The 18252-nt window shown below is 55.1% G+C and carries 11 protein-coding genes and 1 CRISPR repeat array; of the genes, 5 read left to right on the top strand and 6 right to left on the bottom strand.

The window, feature by feature from the left end; all coding sequences use genetic code 11:
- Nucleotides 1-161: 161 nt before the first annotated feature.
- The 5 genes from JYB85_RS01605 (at nucleotide 162) to JYB85_RS01585 (ending at nucleotide 3909) form a co-directional block, all read left to right on the top strand.
- Complete coding sequence (locus JYB85_RS01605; RefSeq protein ID WP_207380771.1) at nucleotides 162-1427, top strand: tyrosine-type recombinase/integrase; 1266 nt, start codon at nucleotides 162-164, stop codon at nucleotides 1425-1427.
- 12 nt (nucleotides 1428-1439) lie between these two features.
- Nucleotides 1440-2273 (top strand): hypothetical protein, encoded by an 834-nt coding sequence (locus JYB85_RS01600; RefSeq protein ID WP_207380770.1) that lies wholly within the window; start codon nucleotides 1440-1442, stop codon nucleotides 2271-2273.
- A 115-nt stretch (nucleotides 2274-2388) separates the two neighbouring features.
- Nucleotides 2389-2628, top strand: a complete 240-nt coding sequence (locus JYB85_RS01595; RefSeq protein WP_207380769.1) for a helix-turn-helix transcriptional regulator — start codon at nucleotides 2389-2391, stop codon at nucleotides 2626-2628.
- Nucleotides 2609-2815, top strand: a complete 207-nt coding sequence (locus JYB85_RS19065; RefSeq protein ID WP_207380768.1) for a helix-turn-helix transcriptional regulator — start codon at nucleotides 2609-2611, stop codon at nucleotides 2813-2815. Before JYB85_RS01595 ends, JYB85_RS19065 begins: the two co-directional genes overlap by 20 nt.
- 221 nt (nucleotides 2816-3036) lie before the next feature.
- Nucleotides 3037-3909: a YagK/YfjJ domain-containing protein gene (locus tag JYB85_RS01585; RefSeq protein ID WP_207380767.1), complete on the top strand. Its 873-nt coding sequence runs from the start codon at nucleotides 3037-3039 to the stop codon at nucleotides 3907-3909.
- Nucleotides 3910-4370: 461 nt separating this feature from the next.
- A CRISPR array of direct repeats spans nucleotides 4371-10041; the repeat unit is 28 nt; unit sequence TTTCTCAGCTGCCTGTGCGGCAGTGAGC.
- 130 nt (nucleotides 10042-10171) lie between these two features.
- On the opposite strand, the gene cas6f is transcribed toward JYB85_RS01585, so the two are convergent.
- Genes cas6f through cas1f form a run of 6 tightly spaced genes read right to left on the bottom strand, consistent with a single transcriptional unit; the run spans nucleotide 10172 to nucleotide 18229 of the window.
- Nucleotides 10172-10723, bottom strand: coding sequence for a type I-F CRISPR-associated endoribonuclease Cas6/Csy4 (cas6f, locus tag JYB85_RS01580; RefSeq protein ID WP_207380766.1), 552 nt, complete (start codon nucleotides 10721-10723; stop codon nucleotides 10172-10174).
- A gap of 9 nt (nucleotides 10724-10732) precedes the next feature.
- Nucleotides 10733-11764 carry a type I-F CRISPR-associated protein Csy3 gene (csy3, locus tag JYB85_RS01575; protein WP_207380765.1) on the bottom strand — a complete coding sequence of 344 codons (1032 nt, stop codon included), beginning with the start codon at nucleotides 11762-11764 and terminating at the stop codon, nucleotides 10733-10735.
- A gap of 25 nt (nucleotides 11765-11789) precedes the next feature.
- The gene (gene csy2, locus JYB85_RS01570) at nucleotides 11790-12749 is read right to left on the bottom strand and encodes a type I-F CRISPR-associated protein Csy2 (RefSeq protein ID WP_207380764.1); all 960 of its coding nucleotides are present in this window, start codon (nucleotides 12747-12749) and stop codon (nucleotides 11790-11792) included.
- A complete protein-coding gene (csy1, locus tag JYB85_RS01565; RefSeq protein WP_207380763.1) occupies nucleotides 12746-13939 on the bottom strand; it encodes a type I-F CRISPR-associated protein Csy1 in 1194 nt (397 codons plus the stop codon). Before csy1 ends, csy2 begins: the two co-directional genes overlap by 4 nt.
- Complete coding sequence (gene cas3f, locus JYB85_RS01560; protein WP_207380762.1) at nucleotides 13932-17255, bottom strand: type I-F CRISPR-associated helicase Cas3f; 3324 nt, start codon at nucleotides 17253-17255, stop codon at nucleotides 13932-13934. The genes csy1 and cas3f overlap by 8 nt, the downstream gene beginning before the upstream one ends.
- Nucleotides 17252-18229 (bottom strand): type I-F CRISPR-associated endonuclease Cas1f, encoded by a 978-nt coding sequence (gene cas1f, locus JYB85_RS01555; protein ID WP_207380761.1) that lies wholly within the window; start codon nucleotides 18227-18229, stop codon nucleotides 17252-17254. The genes cas3f and cas1f overlap by 4 nt, the downstream gene beginning before the upstream one ends.
- Nucleotides 18230-18252: the final 23 nt, after the last annotated feature.

The raw sequence follows: 18252 nt of genomic DNA, 5'->3' as shown, positions 1-18252 counted from the left end.
CGTTGTTATAACAGGATTTTTTTCATTTTGATTGTTGTTGCATGTTCGCCGTTGTTTGCTATTGTTTAGGCAAAAGTGGGACTAAAATGGTGACTAAAATCGTTTAGTCCCACCCAAATTTGACCAAAAATGATTTTAGTCCCACATTTGGACCTAAGCAAATGAATCATAAGCAGATATCGGCATTTTTAAACAGCGGTGAATTAGGGCGAAAAGCTGTTGGTGATGGACTCTACATCAGAGTTCAAAAGAAAAATGTGGGCTATTGGGAGGTCAGATTCAGCGTTAACGGCAAACGGCGCGCCATGGCACTGACAGGAAAGGCCCTTGAAGAACTGAGCCTGGTCGAGGCCAAAGCCGAAGCCGCCAGAATCAAATTCATGGCCAAACAAGGCCTGGATCCGCTGGCAGAGCGTGAGCGGCAACAGGAAGTCACCATCATTACCGTCAATGACCTGTTTAATGATTGGTACAGCTGCATCGCCCCGCGCTTGAAGCATCCCGAAATTCCGCTGCGCATGTTTACCAAGGACATCAAACCTACCATAGGCCAGCTGCGGGTTGCCGATGTCAACGCCCGGGATATCAGGGCCATCATTCATAAGGTGGCCAAAAGCAATCGCCCCACAGTTGCCAATAAAACCCTGCTGTGTTGCAAACAGCTATTCAACCACGCGAGCAAGCTTGATCTTATCTTGGGCAACCCCGCCACTGCCTTTAAACCTGTCGATGCTGGTGGTGTGGAAACTGGCAGACAACGGGCACTCAAAATGGCCGAGCTGGCAAAGCTCTTTCAGGTATTAAGAGACAACAGGCCAATTTTCACCCTGGATAACTACCTGGCGGTGGCCTTGCTGGTTACCCTGGGGGTTCGCAAAGGCGAACTGATAGCCGCTGAATGGCACGAGTTCGATTTTGAGCAGCAGCTTTGGCACCTCCCCAAAGAGCGGAGCAAAACCGGGGCTGCCATCACTATCCCGCTCCCCTCACCCACCATTGACTGGTTCAAGCAACTGCAAGGACGTGCTGGTGGCTCCAAGTACGTGTTTCCATCACGGCGGGCCAGCAAGCGCCGGGGCTATATTTCCAGCGACACCTTAAACCATGCCCTGTCAAAGCTGTTTGGCGAAAAGGTAGACAGCCATAAGCAACCGTATGAAAACCTGCTGGGCAATGCCGGTATCGAGCACTTCACCGTGCATGACCTTCGCCGAACCTGCCGCACGTTACTCGCCAGCATCAAAGTGCCACCCCATATCGCCGAACGCTGCCTGAACCACAAGCTCAAGGGCGTAGAAGGCATCTATAACCAACATGACTATCTGGAGGAGCGTCGAGAAGCACTGGAAAAACTAGCGGCGTTAATCAGCCCTATGGTGAATGACCAGGAAAATGTCATTCCATTTATGAAATCTACTATCCGCTAAGGTGTGGTAACCATGACAGTATTGCCAAGAAAAGATAAAGAAGCCCGAATCAAAGACATAGCAAATATGATTCTGCCAGAGCTGGTACCTGACCAACTGCAGCTCTTGGGCATAGCTGATAGTGATATAGACATCACTGGATTTGCCGAAGCACGCAACCACAGCACTCCAGGCATGGCATTGCTCCAACTCACAAAGCACAGAGCCGATGCAATAATTGCTAAAGGCAGCAAACTTTATGCCCCCAAGAGTCAGGACAGGGAGTCACAGCTTGACTATGTAAATGAGAATTCAAATATATTAATGAGGCAGTGGGCGAGACTAACGCACCTTTTAACGCATACTTCTCCAAATAATCAAGCTATCCTTCGGTTAATTGACCTCATCATAGAATCTTCAGTCTTAGCCGGTTACTACGCTGGCAGCAATGATATGTTGGCGTTGACCGACAGATACGTTGACTCGGGCTATAACGCCTCGGTGGCCAAGCCTCAAAAGGGAGGACAAGCGAAAGCCAAGGTAACTGAACCGGTCAAAATCTTAGTTCAAGACATGGCAAACTTCGTATACCAGGAGCCTAATCTCGCCTCGACGACTAAAGCTACTCTTGCCGAAGCCATAGTCCAAGTGCTGCAAGATTTCTCCGCAACCGGCAACAATAAAAGTATCCCTGCCTTAAAGAAGTTTCCTAATCGCGCGCCGGAGCTTGATACTGTCAATAAGTGGATAAAGTCAGTAGTCAAACCCAGCAACACTTCATCAAAGCCCAAAGCAAGCCTGGCGGTAGTGACCGCTAAGCTCAAAGCGGCATATACGACCCGACAAATTGCAGCCTCACTTGCATAGTGATTAAAAACAATATGTTGAGATTAAAATAAGCCACCTCTGCTCAGTAGAGTGACTACTTTGCTGAGCTTGTTTAACCAAAATCACTCCCGAACAAACTTGAACGGGAGTGACCATGAGCTCATCAAATTCCACACCGCCAGATCGCATCGTCCGCGAAGCAGAGCGCAAAGCGATAACCTCCATTTCACGCACCACCGCCTGGGCGTTGGAACGTAAGGGGCTGTTTCCCAAACGTCGTCAGCTGTACCCCAAAAGCACTGCCGTCGGCTGGCTGTTATCCGAACTCACCGAGTGGGTTGCCACACGTCAAACCGTTAATCAGGGGATCTGCAATGCCACAAGTACCCGATGATCATCTTGCTCTGTATCTGGATCAGAATCGCTTGATACGTAAACCTGAAATCCAACGCTTGCTGAGGGTGAGTCGTTCAACTCTGGGACGATGGATTAAGTCCGGTCAGTTTCCGCCGCCACTACTCATCCAAAATGGCCGACCGGTCTGGCGATTCAAAGATGTGCATCAATGGCTAACCCGCTAAGCCTGGGGGCCTTGAAAGAAAAAGAGTAGGCTCAGGCCTGCTTTTTTATCACCGTCGATGACTCACTATGACGCACTTTTTAAAAGTTCAGAACCACATGAAAACGCTGCAAACCCTTGCAGACAAAGGGTTACAGCCTGAACCGGCAATAATCAACGGCGGATATTAAATAATATACCCGCGCCAATAGCCTGACTTGTCAACAATACCGGAAGATTACCATGGCAATATCAACCACCAAGAAGAACAACCAAAGTAAAAAGACTAGCCGCAGATTTTACCTCAATCGCTTTAACTCAATGCCTTTTGCCTATAAGGATCACGCCTATGAGGTATATAAGCCAATAACAGGCACACTAAACCCCCGTCACCTAGAAACCATTTTCAGCGATTACGAAAGTATCCTGAGCCATTACTCCAGGGTACTCGTCTGTCGAATCGACCTACATCCCAATGCAGCCTCCCTAGATAATCAGCCCATTAATGCCTTTTTAGCCCATATGGCCAACACGCTGACTGCCCTATATAAATCTAAGGTCATCTACCACTGTGCCAGAGAACAAAACACCTCAGACAAGGAGCATTATCACCTTGCTATCATGCTCAGCGGTCATAAGATCCGGCATCCCGGTCAACTGCTCAAACTAGTACAAAGCCTCTGGAGCTCTCACTCAGGGGGAACGGCTTCAATGGTCGACAATCCGTATTGCCTTATCAAGCGTGGCGACAAGGCATCGCTTAGAGACGCCATCTATCGCTCCAGTTACTTTGCCAAGACCCATACCAAAGAAAATAACCGCAGTATCAAGGGCTTTATCAGCAATCGACTCAAGCCAGCCGCCAAATTTGACCCCAGTACCGATCTGATGCTGGTGGACCCCGGCATCACGTTCGAACATAACCGCCGTAAGCAAACGTTTGAGCAAGCCCAGTTGCCGACATCCAATACCAAACGAAGCATCAGCCTCCCAAGAGGTTGGTTCAATACCTATCCTGAAGAATTGCAGCTTAGAGAAGCTATCGCCAACAGAACCAGCAGCTTGAATCATCTGCTGTACTCCCCTGGCATTGGAGATAGCGCCACCATGGTATAACGGCGAAACTGAAACCCGCTGAAAATCACTTTCAGCAGCCATGGCCAATAGACTCCGAAAACCATTGATCACTGCTGATCAAAAACACTGAACATTTTTTGATCAGTCGCATTTTTTGATCACTCAAGCCTGCCACAGGCTACCGATAAGAATATAACTGATTGAATTTAAATGCACAGACTAGGAGGTGACCAACCACACACAGCATCGTTAGGTGTCATTTTCACTGAAACGATGAAACGGTTAACATTATTGCAACAGTTTCTGTTGGAAAAATACGATGGGACGAGAGCTGCAGGCAGCGTTGCTGAAAGTGGACCTTTCCCATGATCATGCAGTAATACCAATAGACAACTGATAACTAATGGGCATTTGCTTTTAACGGGTGTTATTTACCGGAAGATTATCGAATTACCAGCTATCAGTCTTAAAGCGATATTACTTAAGCAAATAGTCGTCGCTTTTTTAGCTGCCTGTGCGGCAGTGAGCCTTGGGTTACGTCCTTATCACGCCATGCTGTTTTTCTCAGCTGCCTGTGCGGCAGTGAGCATAGGGACAAATGGAAGCAAAGTAACGGGCCGTTTCTCAGCTGCCTGTGCGGCAGTGAGCACAACGAGTCCTGGAAACATTGTTCCCATAATTTTCTCAGCTGCCTGTGCGGCAGTGAGCTTGTTGAGTTACACAACTGAATGTTGACGCCATTTCTCAGCTGCCTGTGCGGCAGTGAGCGTGCGGCCAATTCGGCAAACCTGTCTATCCATTTTCTCAGCTGCCTGTGCGGCAGTGAGCTCCATGTGTTGTGTTCTCCTTGCCAGGGTTGCTTTCTTAGCTGCCTGTGCGGCAGTGAGCCCGTGAAATCTGTATTGGTGCCGCGCATTCAGTTTCTCAGCTGCCTGTGCGGCAGTGAGCGACTGTTTCCTTTTCGACCTTTCTCCACGTTTTTTCTCAGCTGCCTGTGCGGCAGTGAGCCCTGCCGATAAGTCGCTGATCAAAATTCCCAATTTCTCAGCTGCCTGTGCGGCAGTGAGCACCGAGCTATGACTGACAAATGCAAAGGTTGCTTTCTCAGCTGCCTGTGCGGCAGTGAGCTTTAAAGCAGATGCAAACGGTATGGATTGCGTTTTCTCAGCTGCCTGTGCGGCAGTGAGCGGTGTGGTTGAGGACACTGAAAGCGAACCTTTTTTCTCAGCTGCCTGTGCGGCAGTGAGCGGCATGACAGAGCGCGAGCTTGCACTGTACATTTTCTCAGCTGCCTGTGCGGCAGTGAGCTTTACTGATCACCCGACTATTGACCGCGAACATTTCTCAGCTGCCTGTGCGGCAGTGAGCTGCCCATGTTCGTGCATGCTGGCTATCACGCCTTTCTCAGCTGCCTGTGCGGCAGTGAGCGAACAGGCTGCCAACCTGCATCGCCACGCCCATTTCTCAGCTGCCTGTGCGGCAGTGAGCGCCACCTATGCCGCCAGCAAGCCCATCATGCTTTTCTCAGCTGCCTGTGCGGCTGTGAGCGGACGTTTTGGCGTCTTGTACGCTGGCTCCCATTTCTCAGCTGCCTGTGCGGCAGTGAGCGACCAGCAGGCGTACCAAAGACTACGCAACATTTTTCTCAGCTGCCTGTGCGGCAGTGAGCTATGTATTCGTCAATCGAAAACAGTTCCGCCATTTCTCAGCTGCCTGTGCGGCAGTGAGCGGGCCTGGCGGCAACACGCCCCACTGGCATCTTTTCTCAGCTGCCTGTGCGGCAGTGAGCCCAACGGCACCGGCACCGGTAAAACCTTTTCCTTTCTCAGCTGCCTGTGCGGCAGTGAGCAAGCGCCACAGGAAAGCCTGTGAACCAATCAGTTTCTCAGCTGCCTGTGCGGCAGTGAGCGACAAGCCCCTGGGCGCTGCTGACTACCCCAATTTCTCAGCTGCCTGTGCGGCAGTGAGCTCAATCATGGTCCGCGTGACCGGCGCGCCCCATTTCTCAGCTGCCTGTGCGGCAGTGAGCCGCCCACGCTCCCAAGGGCGCTACTGGTAGCCTTTCTCAGCTGCCTGTGCGGCAGTGAGCGAACCAACCTTCACAATGCGACCAGTCAGCTTTTTCTCAGCTGCCTGTGCGGCAGTGAGCCGTTTTCGCACTTTATCTAACGACTATTCGCATTTCTCAGCTGCCTGTGCGGCAGTGAGCCCATTAAAAGTGTCAAAGCTTCCGCGCATGCCTTTCTCAGCTGCCTGTGCGGCAGTGAGCTCTGGTCGTAGTTATTTTGCTGGGGTTCACCTTTTCTCAGCTGCCTGTGCGGCAGTGAGCGCGGTTGTCTTTTCTGTCGCTTTCGTCGCAGGTTTCTCAGCTGCCTGTGCGGCAGTGAGCATCACAACAAGCCCTGGCGACTTGCCGGCAAATTTCTCAGCTGCCTGTGCGGCAGTGAGCACAATTGCTAGAGCGAGGCAGGCGATGGGAATTTTCTCAGCTGCCTGTGCGGCAGTGAGCGTGGAACATGGCCACCAGCACCGCCACATCCCTTTTCTCAGCTGCCTGTGCGGCAGTGAGCTGATGCGGTGGCCCCGCACTTGGCCATTGTGATTTCTCAGCTGCCTGTGCGGCAGTGAGCACATTCACCAGGCACATAACAAAGCCTCTTGATTTCTCAGCTGCCTGTGCGGCAGTGAGCGAAATCAACGTTAATCCCGCTTATCGGCTCCTTTTCTCAGCTGCCTGTGCGGCAGTGAGCAATGACGCAGTAAAGATAATGCACTCTGGCGATTTCTCAGCTGCCTGTGCGGCAGTGAGCCCCAGGCATTTGCTGACGACACACCATTTCAGTTTCTCAGCTGCCTGTGCGGCAGTGAGCATGCGGCTTTTATTAGGTCTAGCAGTTCTGAATTTCTCAGCTGCCTGTGCGGCAGTGAGCGCCGAGCGCGGGCACAAGGCCGTGGGCGAGTTTTTCTCAGCTGCCTGTGCGGCAGTGAGCGTCTACGTTCAGGAAGTCCGACACGACCAGGCTTTCTCAGCTGCCTGTGCGGCAGTGAGCCTGAACCGCAAGCGCCCGGCCGAGCGCCCCAGTTTCTCAGCTGCCTGTGCGGCAGTGAGCTTCAACAGTCCCGGCACTTTGGCGCGATAATATTTCTCAGCTGCCTGTGCGGCAGTGAGCAGGAGGGCCGCTATTGCGCCTATACCCTCAGCTTTCTCAGCTGCCTGTGCGGCAGTGAGCTGGATGAATTGCGCGAGTTCGCGCAAGTTGGGTTTCTCAGCTGCCTGTGCGGCAGTGAGCGTCGCCCGCGCCCCCGGCAGCGGCACCATTCTTTTCTCAGCTGCCTGTGCGGCAGTGAGCGCATCAACCGCGCCACACTGCAAAGCGCATCTTTTCTCAGCTGCCTGTGCGGCAGTGAGCCCACAGTGAACAAGAGCCAGGTTAAGCTTGATTTTCTCAGCTGCCTGTGCGGCAGTGAGCGCCAGTATGCCGCCAAAGCTGCGGGCCGGGTTTTTCTCAGCTGCCTGTGCGGCAGTGAGCTGTCTACCATGGGCCACCCAACCAATGATGACTTTCTCAGCTGCCTGTGCGGCAGTGAGCGAGCTGGGCATAGGCTGGAGCCAGTTGAGTGATTTCTCAGCTGCCTGTGCGGCAGTGAGCACAAGTTGATTGCCAAGCATGCGCCGGTTGTGTTTCTCAGCTGCCTGTGCGGCAGTGAGCTTCTCTGAACGACTACCGCTATAACCCTGATTTTTCTCAGCTGCCTGTGCGGCAGTGAGCGGTGATGTGCTGTCGGTGACCGGCCTGGGTGTTTCTCAGCTGCCTGTGCGGCAGTGAGCATGCGATCTCTGCGATACCTTTCAGCACCACATTTCTCAGCTGCCTGTGCGGCAGTGAGCAATAGTCCACGCCTTTGACCGGGGTGTAGCCATTTCTCAGCTGCCTGTGCGGCAGTGAGCGTTACTATAACGCCGTGATGCGGGAGATTGCTTTTCTCAGCTGCCTGTGCGGCAGTGAGCGGCGGCATTTACCACCAGGGCAACGATCACCTTTTCTCAGCTGCCTGTGCGGCAGTGAGCACGTGCTGAAAAAGTGCCTGGTAGAGGGCTATTTTCTCAGCTGCCTGTGCGGCAGTGAGCGTCATCACCTACATAAACATCAAAAGCTGTCCTTTCTCAGCTGCCTGTGCGGCAGTGAGCACGATCTGTCAACTGAGTTTGCTCCGGTTGCATTTCTCAGCTGCCTGTGCGGCAGTGAGCGTGACCACTTACGCCAATTTCGCCGCCAATATTTTCTCAGCTGCCTGTGCGGCAGTGAGCTGTGCCACTTCCACCCGTTCCCCGTCCTGCCATTTCTCAGCTGCCTGTGCGGCAGTGAGCGTAAGACCTGCATAGCGGCTCCTACTGGCTCATTTCTCAGCTGCCTGTGCGGCAGTGAGCTCACAGATAGCCTTGTAGACCTCACCCTGATATTTCTCAGCTGCCTGTGCGGCAGTGAGCACTCCCTCCACAGCAGAATCCATTTCCTCTTTTTTCTCAGCTGCCTGTGCGGCAGTGAGCGAAGAGGACGCCATCAAGTTTGAATCCGAGAATTTCTCAGCTGCCTGTGCGGCAGTGAGCGATAGATGGGAGTGGCGGTTACTTTCAGTTTTTTTCTCAGCTGCCTGTGCGGCAGTGAGCTTGTCGTTTTGATACGCCTTGCATCTTGCTCTTTTCTCAGCTGCCTGTGCGGCAGTGAGCGATTTACCCAGCAGTAGGTGGTAATTTTCTGGTTTCTCAGCTGCCTGTGCGGCAGTGAGCATAGTGGCCACAGCAACACGGTTTTGGCTGTTTTTCTCAGCTGCCTGTGCGGCAGTGAGCGACAGCGCCGGCGATAAGGCTTTCTTCATAGGTTTCTCAGCTGCCTGTGCGGCAGTGAGTGTCATCACTAACGCCATCGTATTTTGCGCCGATTTCTCAGCTGCCTGTGCGGCAGTGAGCCTGTGCCGCCTGGTCACGCCCCCGGGCGGGAATTTCTCAGCTGCCTGTGCGGCAGTGAGCGAGCGCGCCTGCGCGGTCAGGCAGCGGGCCGATTTCTCAGCTGCCTGTGCGGCAGTGAGCGGGTTGATATGAATGACCAAGACGTGTTTGACTTTCTCAGCTGCCTGTGCGGCAGTGAGCCTCGATCAAAGTTTATGGGGAGTGATGATCATTTTCTCAGCTGCCTGTGCGGCAGTGAGCTTCAATCTTCACCAGCTTGAACGGGCGACCAATTTTCTCAGCTGCCTGTGCGGCAGTGAGCGGTGGCTACAGTCGACGGCCCCAACGGCGCATTTTCTCAGCTGCCTGTGCGGCAGTGAGCGGCGGCCTTGGGCGGATACCATTTGGCGGTGCTTTCTCAGCTGCCTGTGCGGCAGTGAGCGGGAACACCTTCCCCCGCCTGGCGCGCTTCCGTTTCTCAGCTGCCTGTGCGGCAGTGAGCGCAGGCCGTCACCAGGCCACAGGGGGCGTAATTTTCTCAGCTGCCTGTGCGGCAGTGAGCGAGCGCGCCTGCGCGGTCAGGCAGCGGGCCGATTTCTCAGCTGCCTGTGCGGCAGTGAGCGCGCACGGTACCGGCGACGGTTCGGGACTCCATTTCTCAGCTGCCTGTGCGGCAGTGAGCGACTACAACGACGGCGCACCTGGCTACACCCCTTTCTCAGCTGCCTGTGCGGCAGTGAGCGCGAAAACATTGTTCGGTCTCACGCCTGAGCATTTCTCAGCTGCCTGTGCGGCAGTGAGCGTGATATGACCCAGGCGCTGGTGAATCTGCGCTTTCTCAGCTGCCTGTGCGGCAGTGAGCGGGATGATGCCGGGGCGCCGCAGATGACAGCATTTCTCAGCTGCCTGTGCGGCAGTGAGCTGTGGACGCGGGCAGGCGAATGTCAGCAACAATTTCTCAGCTGCCTGTGCGGCAGTGAGCGCGAGGGGCTAATAGTGATTTTTGCCGCCGTGTTTCTCAGCTGCCTGTGCGGCAGTGAGCACGGGAATAACGGCCACCCTGCCATTGGCAATTTTCTCAGCTGCCTGTGCGGCAGTGAGCGCATTTGCGTGATGGCGGCCGTCTGGTGGCGCTTTTCTCAGCTGCCTGTGCGGCAGTGAGCGTGTGCCGGCTGTACAAGGTGCCACTGCACATTTTCTCAGCTGCCTGTGCGGCAGTGAGCTGTTAGAGAATACTTCTATTTGGCTGATTTTTAAAGAACAATAGCGCAATCACTGCGCTATCCCATAAAAACAGGGCACAACCAACCACCATTTAAAATCAAATAGTTAGCTGTGCCTGTCCAAGTTGGGTTAAAACCAAGGTATGGTTGCTGCTGCACTCAATCCGTAAGCACTGAAGCAGCCGGCAACGGGCACTTCCACCAAAGGACCGAGCTCCACATAAAGCCGCATTCTGCTGCCTGTCGACATGCTGTGCATCTCTGCATAAGGCAGTTTCAGGATTTTCCTTTGCGTGTCAGGAATACGAACCAAGGCTTCTTCTTCGGTCAGCCATCCCTTGGCGACTGAGCGCTTACGTTTATTGTGCGCACTCTTGGCCTGGACCCGGTGTACGGTGCGGTAGCTTACCTCTGCCGGGATCTTGGTTGGTTCGCCCAGCCGGATATAATCTCGCATGCCTTGGAGCCAGTTCACTTCGGTGAGATTGAGCAAGTCCGACAGGGTACCGTGCAACCGTAAGCAATCTCCCAAGGTCTTGCCATACTCAGGAAAACTTACCCCTACCCGTCCTTGAGTCAAGGATGGGAGTACCCTATGAAGCTTGGCATATAGGGCGTTGAGCAGGTCGACTTGACCAAATTCCGGGTCCGGTAATACCCGAATATCAAGGTAATGATCCATGTCAGCTCCTTAGTCTGCTTCGCCAAAGACCCCACCACGCACCAGGGTTGCGATGACATAATGTTGCTGTTCCACGATAGGTAACTTGTCCTTAAGCATCCAATTATCAAGCAAGGTATAGAAATCAATGTTAGCTTTGGGTTGACGGTAGGCCGTGCCACGGCTGGTGACTGAGCCATAGGGCTCCACCGCGATCGGTCCAAGCTCTTCTGCTCCTGGGTACCAGGTGTCGATGGTGCGCAGGGCGTTGCCGATTTTTTGGGAGTGCATGGCGGCGATGCCCTCCACCTGATAGAGATACTTGCTCTTTTTGCCCTCTTTGCCACTGCTTTGATCGAGCACCAACTCTTGGGACGGGAACACCTCCTGACCGGCCCCCAAACGAACGAATGCCTCTACCTTTAACAGCGCAAAGTCGTTGCCAAGCAGCCCCTGGCGGATCACCTCACTCAGCTCGGACACGGCCCCTTGGGGCTTAGAAAATGCACGCAGGTTGAAGCTTAGGGCATCAAAGACCCAGCTCTGCTTTACCAAGCCCTGCTCCAACCGATTGATGCGCACTTCCACCGCTTCGGCCCCGACTCGGTTGCGCCAAAGGAAGCGACCATTGGCCAGGTTTTCGGCATAGCGGGCTGCCAGTTCATGGAACTGGTGTTCGCGCACATAGTCGCCGATCTTCTCGCCCAGGACCGCCTGATAGGCCTGATCGTTACAAGCCGAGGGCTGCGCCAGATTACCCATCACACGCAGAGTAAAGCCGACCCGCAGGGTATCGGCATCGAAGGGAAGCGTCGCCACATCAACCCGCTGCAGGTTGGGTTTCTGGATCTCGTTATCGAGCTTCGCCGGATCCTCGGCAGTGGCCTTTTTCAGGCGGTTGGAGATGGTGCCACGCACTGCCTTCTCTTGCAGGGAGAGCGGGAGCCAGGCGGCAGGGTTATCCCGCTCCTGCCAGTTGCCAGCAAAAAGCCGGGCATCTGAGTTGGCGAGCTTGCGCTCGAAGGCCAGAACGGAGGCGGTCTTGATCGTTGCTTTTGCCATAATGAGATTCCTTATCTTACGGTGATCAACTGATAAATTCTTCATCGTCTTCTTCAACACTCAAAGAAGGCGCGACGTAGAGGTTTTCACAAAGGTAATAGGGCTCCTGATGGCGGTAGCGCCACAACAGGGAGTCGAGATCCTGGATGCGATGTGGGCTGACCCACTGCCCCAGGGAGTAGATGGACTCGACAAACAAAAAAGGCGTCTCCTGATCGCGGCTGCTGGGAATGGAGCCCGGCTCATAAAGTGGGGAGATACCTTGATAACCCACGGCCAATGGGACCAGATAACCGGGGGCTGGTTTGGCCAACTGCTGCCAGCTCACGGCCCCGGTATCATCTTGCTGTGCCTGGTGGCGCAAGGTGACGAAGTCGAGCAGACTGTCGAGCAGCTCACTTTCGGGCTCCATCTTTATGCTCTGTTGATGGTGCTCAGTGAGCAGGTCGTGACGACAGACAAGGGCGAAACCCGGCAACAGCCTCATCCGAAGGCGGCGCAGTTCGGTCTCATCGTAACACTCGCGCCACTGCACCTGCTCAAGGGCGGTGATGGTGCCCCCCGCCAGGCGCAGGGTCGGCACAGTGCGTTCAAACCAGGTTTGTAGGATCTGAACACTCTGATCCAGCGCTCCCACTCCTGGCAAACCATCTGCATTAAAGTCGCATTCAATCAGCAGGCTGATATCCAGGTGCACGCGCCCCTCTTCATTAAATGGGGCCGTCTTCCCCTCTTTGGTTAGGGGGTTGCGTGTCAGGGCGAAGACCTGCTCGCGGCGATTGCCGAGCGGCTGGCTCTGTAACTCTGTGCTATGGGCAATGACAGCGCAGCCTCCCAGCGTCAGGCCATAGGCCTGCTCAAGACGGCGCGACAGGGCATGGGTAAAGCCAAGAAAGTGGCTGATGGCTGGAAAGCCATAAGTCAACCCGCTGATGGCATTGGCGTTTTCCACCTTAAGGTGGCGAAGTAACAGGGTCGATTTCATGCCCATCCCTCCAAGTCCTGTTTCAGCAGGCGCAGCTGACGGGCCAGCAGGCGGCGCCAAACGTGTAGCTCGGCATCCCCGATATGGGCCAACCGCTTTTGCAGCCGCTTATTGAGCCAGCGACCAAACTCCAGTCCAATCTGGTTAGCCTCCTCATCGGACAATTTTTGGTTATCAGTGGGATCGAGCCATCGACAAAACGTCTCACTCATCGGCTCCGCCATCGCACGACTCCAACCCGCAGGCAAGGTGCGTAGCTCGGCAGCGTAGTTGAGCAGTGCCCCCATTAAATCGTCGACGAACCCTGCGCGACGCTGTTTAATAGCGTCGTTATTATCTGCCTGCTCCAACAACTTGAGAAAATGGCTCAGCTCTCGGAGGATGGGCGCTACCCGATATTCGTATCGTTTCCAAAAGTGCGCTTCGCTCTGTGGCGCTGTCAGGCGGTCTTGCCATGACGGGGGCTGGCAGCTCAGCAAATAAGCTCGGCCATATCGTTTGCTGTTCAGCAGAGAGACATTTTGGGGTTTGGTGCCGCCAAAGTGCTGCTCCGCCAGATGGGGAAAGTCCACGATGGTCAGATCGGAAAACTCTTTTTTACGGCGAACATCGCGCGCTGCCTTTGCCTCATCCCCGAAACGAGACTGATCGATGCGTTGATACAAGGCATGACAGAGAGAGCTGGCAAAGAGCGGGCTAAGCAGGTGGTATCCCTTATCCACGGGAAAGTAGATCTGCTTGGCCAAGGTGTGGGTAGTGACCGAGCCACCGACCAATACCTGGGAGAAGCCATCGCACCACGAGTCCAGTTGTACCTTCTCTTTGGTGAAGGCTGCGAGGGGGGAAGAATCACCATTCCGGATCAGATCCACCAGTCGCTTGCCGTCCGCTTCGAGCAGCAACAGATTGGCCACATCGAGCGCCGCAGCGTTGCCAATCACATCGATAACCGGCACTGTCAGGCTGGCGGTAGAAAGATAGTCCTCCCCTTCTTGCCCCTCGACCCGAGCCCCTATGCCACGAGCATCCCCATGGGTAAACTTGGGGGCATGGGTCACCAAGGTGATCTGCTTGGCCCGCTTGGCGGCATCGTCAAGCCACTCCCCCTTGGTGAGCCACTTGTCTGGCTTGGCCTCCAACCTTGCCGAGATATAGTCATCGATGGCTGATGACAGACTTGTTTCACTCATAGCGTCCCTCGTTACTCATATTCAATTCACGATAAACCCCGAATAGCGGGTCATATTGCCAAGGCCTGGCACTCTGCTCATTGAGTGGCAGACGGATCTCGGTATAGGTGCGCGATAGCCTGGCGGCATCCCACTCCAGCTGCTCCCCCAAGGCGGCCAGCAGAGGCTCTGGCTCGTTATCCAACCAGGGGGCAACCCGCTCGGCGGGTATGAATGCCTGGCGCTCGAAACAGCTAGCCTCCACCAGCTCAGGCTCCCCGCGCTCTTCGAGCCGGTGAAAGCGCAGGGGCTCATCCTCATCCGCCTGATAGAGCACAAAGCCCTCGTCGGGGCGTGACTCCCGAAAGCGCGTCTGCCGCTGCATTTCGCCAGCACAATCAACAGGGTATTGCCACCACTGCTGAGCCGGTGGCGTATCCAACCTCTTGTCCCCCTTGCTATAGCCAAACAGCCGGACGTGGAGATGGGCATGCTCCAGCGCATCAAGCCGGTCGTAACGGCCACTCAAACTGATGCCCAGTGGCATCTGAATTGCTGGCGCCGCAGAGACCCTCTCGTAGCAACTCAATGGCAAGCTCACCTTCATGTCCGGGTCATTTAGCTGAAAGTGGTTCGATTCAAATCCTGGCTGACAGTAGGCCGGCGTCACCCCTCGCAACGCTTTGACATTTCGATTTAGGATCAACAGGTTTGGATGAGCTGGCGCCCTTTTTCGATGGCGCTGGACGCGGCCAGCCAATTGAATAAGAGAGCGCATTGAGCTCGGTTCGGCGATGGCCCAGTCATAATCGTGATCCCGACCGACCTCGGCGACCGGTGAGGCAAAAACGACAAACAGATGATGTGTCTCTGACTGTGCCAGCGCCTGCTGCACTTCGGGGCGCTGCCAAAATGCTTCGCCGTCGTGGCGGGTGAGCAAGGCGTCAAGGCGCTTTTCCATTTCGGATCGCACCAGCAACGGGTGGTGACTGTGGTAGATGCAGAAGTGGATGCAGGTATCTGGTGGTGGCTCTTGGAGCAGTACCTGCTGAGCAATGGCAATCAGCGGATCGATATTGGCCATACGCACCAGACCGACAGAAAGGCACTTACCTGAGTCATGGCGCTCATGGTGCGCATTGTGCAGCTGGAGCATGCCCTCACGAACAGCAGTCGCCATGGCTTGCACCACCTCATCGCTGCCTTTTCCCCTTGAGTTCACAGGCCATATCGCCCCCCGGCGCAGGGAGGGTTGCTCGGCAAGTTTGGCCAAACGAGCGGCGACAAAGTCCTGGTGCCTCACCTTAAAGGCACTCTGATCGGCCAGAGACTGCTCGGCCACTCCGAACTCATCGAACCAGGCGCAGCAGATGGGAGGCATAGGCCCTGGCTCACCACACCCCTTGTGAAAGTGAGTTCGCCCGGCCTGATAGGCGGCAAACAGGGCGCAGAGCAAGGCTGGCTGCAGGGTGGCCGATGAGAGTAGCACCCGGCTACCCAGCATCCCTGCCCAATTGACCAAACGGCAGAGGGCGGGCAGATCGGCCAACCCAAAGTCATCGGGTTCATCGAGCACCAGATCCGAGGTGAGCAGACGCAGCATGGGGGCAATCTGCTTGCCACCACGAGTTCCTTCGGTGGCCGGGATCAGGTGATCGATGGTACTCACCAGTACGGGGGCACTGACCAGTTGATGCAAGGCTGAAGACTGTTTGAGCCAGCGGCGCAACGGGCCATCGTCGAGTGCCCCCTCGTAGCGCACATGCATATTGGCATCGAGCAAGGATCCGGCCGATTCGGAACCGCATCTGGAGTCTGATTGTGCCTCGCGGGTACGCTGCTCATGCAACTGCTGCACCGCCGCAGAGCCTATCAGCACCGCCAAATCATCAGTATCCAGTGATAATCTGGCTCTGAGGGCATCACCGGTTTGCAATGTCAGGGTGCGCAGGCCCAATGCAACGCTAAAACGGCAACCGAGCTTTTCATCGGCCAGCCCGTACATGACGCGGGCATTGGCGAAGGTCTTGCCACAGCCGGTTGAAGCCATGTTCACCCCAAAGAACCCCTGCTGCCGGGAGCGGTGAGCCAGCATCCTGGCCAGATCAAATGCCTTGTCCTGCCAACGAAATGAGCTCTGTTGGCTGCGCTGTTTAAAGCCTTTGTGGCGAGTGATGGCAGGTAGATAAGGCCGCAGTTTCGGCAGGCTCTTGGCGAGCAGATAGGCGTTATGGCCCACGCCGATGTTGTGCTCATCAAGCGACTGCTTGAGCCTGCCCGTTACGCGGTCGGTATTGGCATAGGCCCGATAATCCCTGTCTTGCCACATCTCGGTTGCATCACCTGCGGAGTAGGCATGGTCGGCCAACATCAGGCACAGACGAGCCAGATGAGCAGTGAAACGGTCGGATAACCAATCCCTCTCTTGCCAGAGTGAATGGCACTGTAGCGCGCGCTGCGCCAAGCGTTTGGCCTTGGCGCACCAAGTGTGGCTGGCCAACGGCGTGCCGTTGGGGAAGCGCCAAACCCCTTGCCATGCCTCATTGTCCCACTCAGTATCGCGGCATTGGGGGGAATTCCAACTGGCATCAAAGCGGACTGAATCTACCGTTAAAACCTCCAGGCGAGGCGCACCGACGGCTTGCTTATGTTTGGTGTCAAACTGGGGCAAACGGTGGTGCGAGACGATAAGCCAGCCGACGATTCTAGCGACCGGTGCCAAGCCTTCGAAAGGGTTGACGCCCGTCGGCTGCACCTTGCTTTCGGCCAGCTTGCCAAGGCCTGCCAATATCTGCTTTTCATCACTTGGGTTCAGGTTAGAAAGCGCCGCTAGCCACTGCTTGTCGTCCCGACCATCGACAAAGGCTTCAAAGATCCGCAGCGACACCCACTCATGACGCAGTGGCTCGCTCAGCTCGCGGCGCTTGCCCGTGAGTTTGTCCTGAAAGAGCTGATTGGCTTTACCCATATCGTGAAAAAGGCCGGCGATAGCCGCCAGCAGCGCCATGGCTTCGCCCGAGTGCCATTGGTTTTCATCCTGACTGCGCAGGATGTTGCGCCCGGTACTATTGGTCGGCACCGAACCTTGCTCATTGAAGCGACGGGCATTGCCGACAATCCAGCAAAGCTCGGGGCCCGAGCTTTTAAGCCAGTGGCAAGAGACGGCGGTGTTACGACGGGCCGTTTTTCGCAGCAGTTTGCGCAAGGTGTCGAGACCATCCTGGGTGATCGTCGTTGCCCAAGTTCGCTCACCTTTGCGCTCGGCAAACTGATCAAGGATGCGCCTTGTTTCATCCAGGGCTCGTTTACTGCACTGGGAGACCAACAAAACGTTCATCGCCCCACCTCACTTAAGTCGGCGGCCACCGACTGTAAGGTTTCAATCATCAGATCCAATGCACCGTGCTGATTAAAGCTGCCGATGATCCGCTGGCGAAATTCTTGTTCCTCTTCCCCGGCCATGGCGGCGATAAAGGCCTGGGGCAAGATGAGCGCGTCCTTGATTAGATCAGCCACATCAAACACCAACCCACCGCGACGGGTCTTACCATGAAGTACAGAGAGACCATGGGGCAGGCCAATGACCCAACAAGCAGTTGCGGCCAGGCCATAGGCGAGATAGTTACCGTGATCGAGAAAACGGTTGGCCATATCGATGCCACTGCCATGCTTGGCACGGGTAAACTCGCCATAACACACGGCATTGCCCGCCAACTTGTAGAGCATCTTGGTCAGGCTGGCCTCTTGGGCCAACACATCGGTAGTGCTTTGGCAGCGCGCAAGCTGTGCCTCAAAACGCAACAAGGCACTGTCGAGAGCGGCCCCGTCGAGCGAAAATGCCCGCTCACGTTTCATTGCCGCCCCCAGCCATACCTTGCGGATCTGAGCAATACGCACCTTCTGAAAGGCGATGGCCGCCTTTAGCCTTGCATCATCACTAAACCAGAAGCTGACCCACTGTTGCAGGTATTCGGTGGGCCTATACTCACTCTGAGAGTTGAGCCAGCTCACGCTTACCTCTACCTCATTGGCAGCAAAAAGAGGCGAGCCCCCACCACCACAGAAGCCGACCAATACACCCGCTTTTGCCAGCTCCCGCATGGCAGCCTGGGTGATGGACGTTCCCGTGCCCAACATTACACAAGTAGTGTTGGCTATCGGAATATTCCAGTAGAGAGATGCATTGCCTTCATCGGTTAGATATTCGACCCGACCACCATTAACCAACACCCGACAATATTCCAGGTAATAGAGGTTGGCTCTTTTGGAATGAAGGATGGTTTTCAATTCTGATGGCGTGAAATCGTTCATAACATCAAATCCCTTGTGGTACG

This window comes from Shewanella sedimentimangrovi (genome assembly GCF_017354965.1).
Taxonomy (GTDB): Bacteria; Pseudomonadota; Gammaproteobacteria; order Enterobacterales; family Shewanellaceae; genus Shewanella; species Shewanella cyperi.
This window is presented reverse-complemented; position numbering and strand designations above follow the sequence as displayed.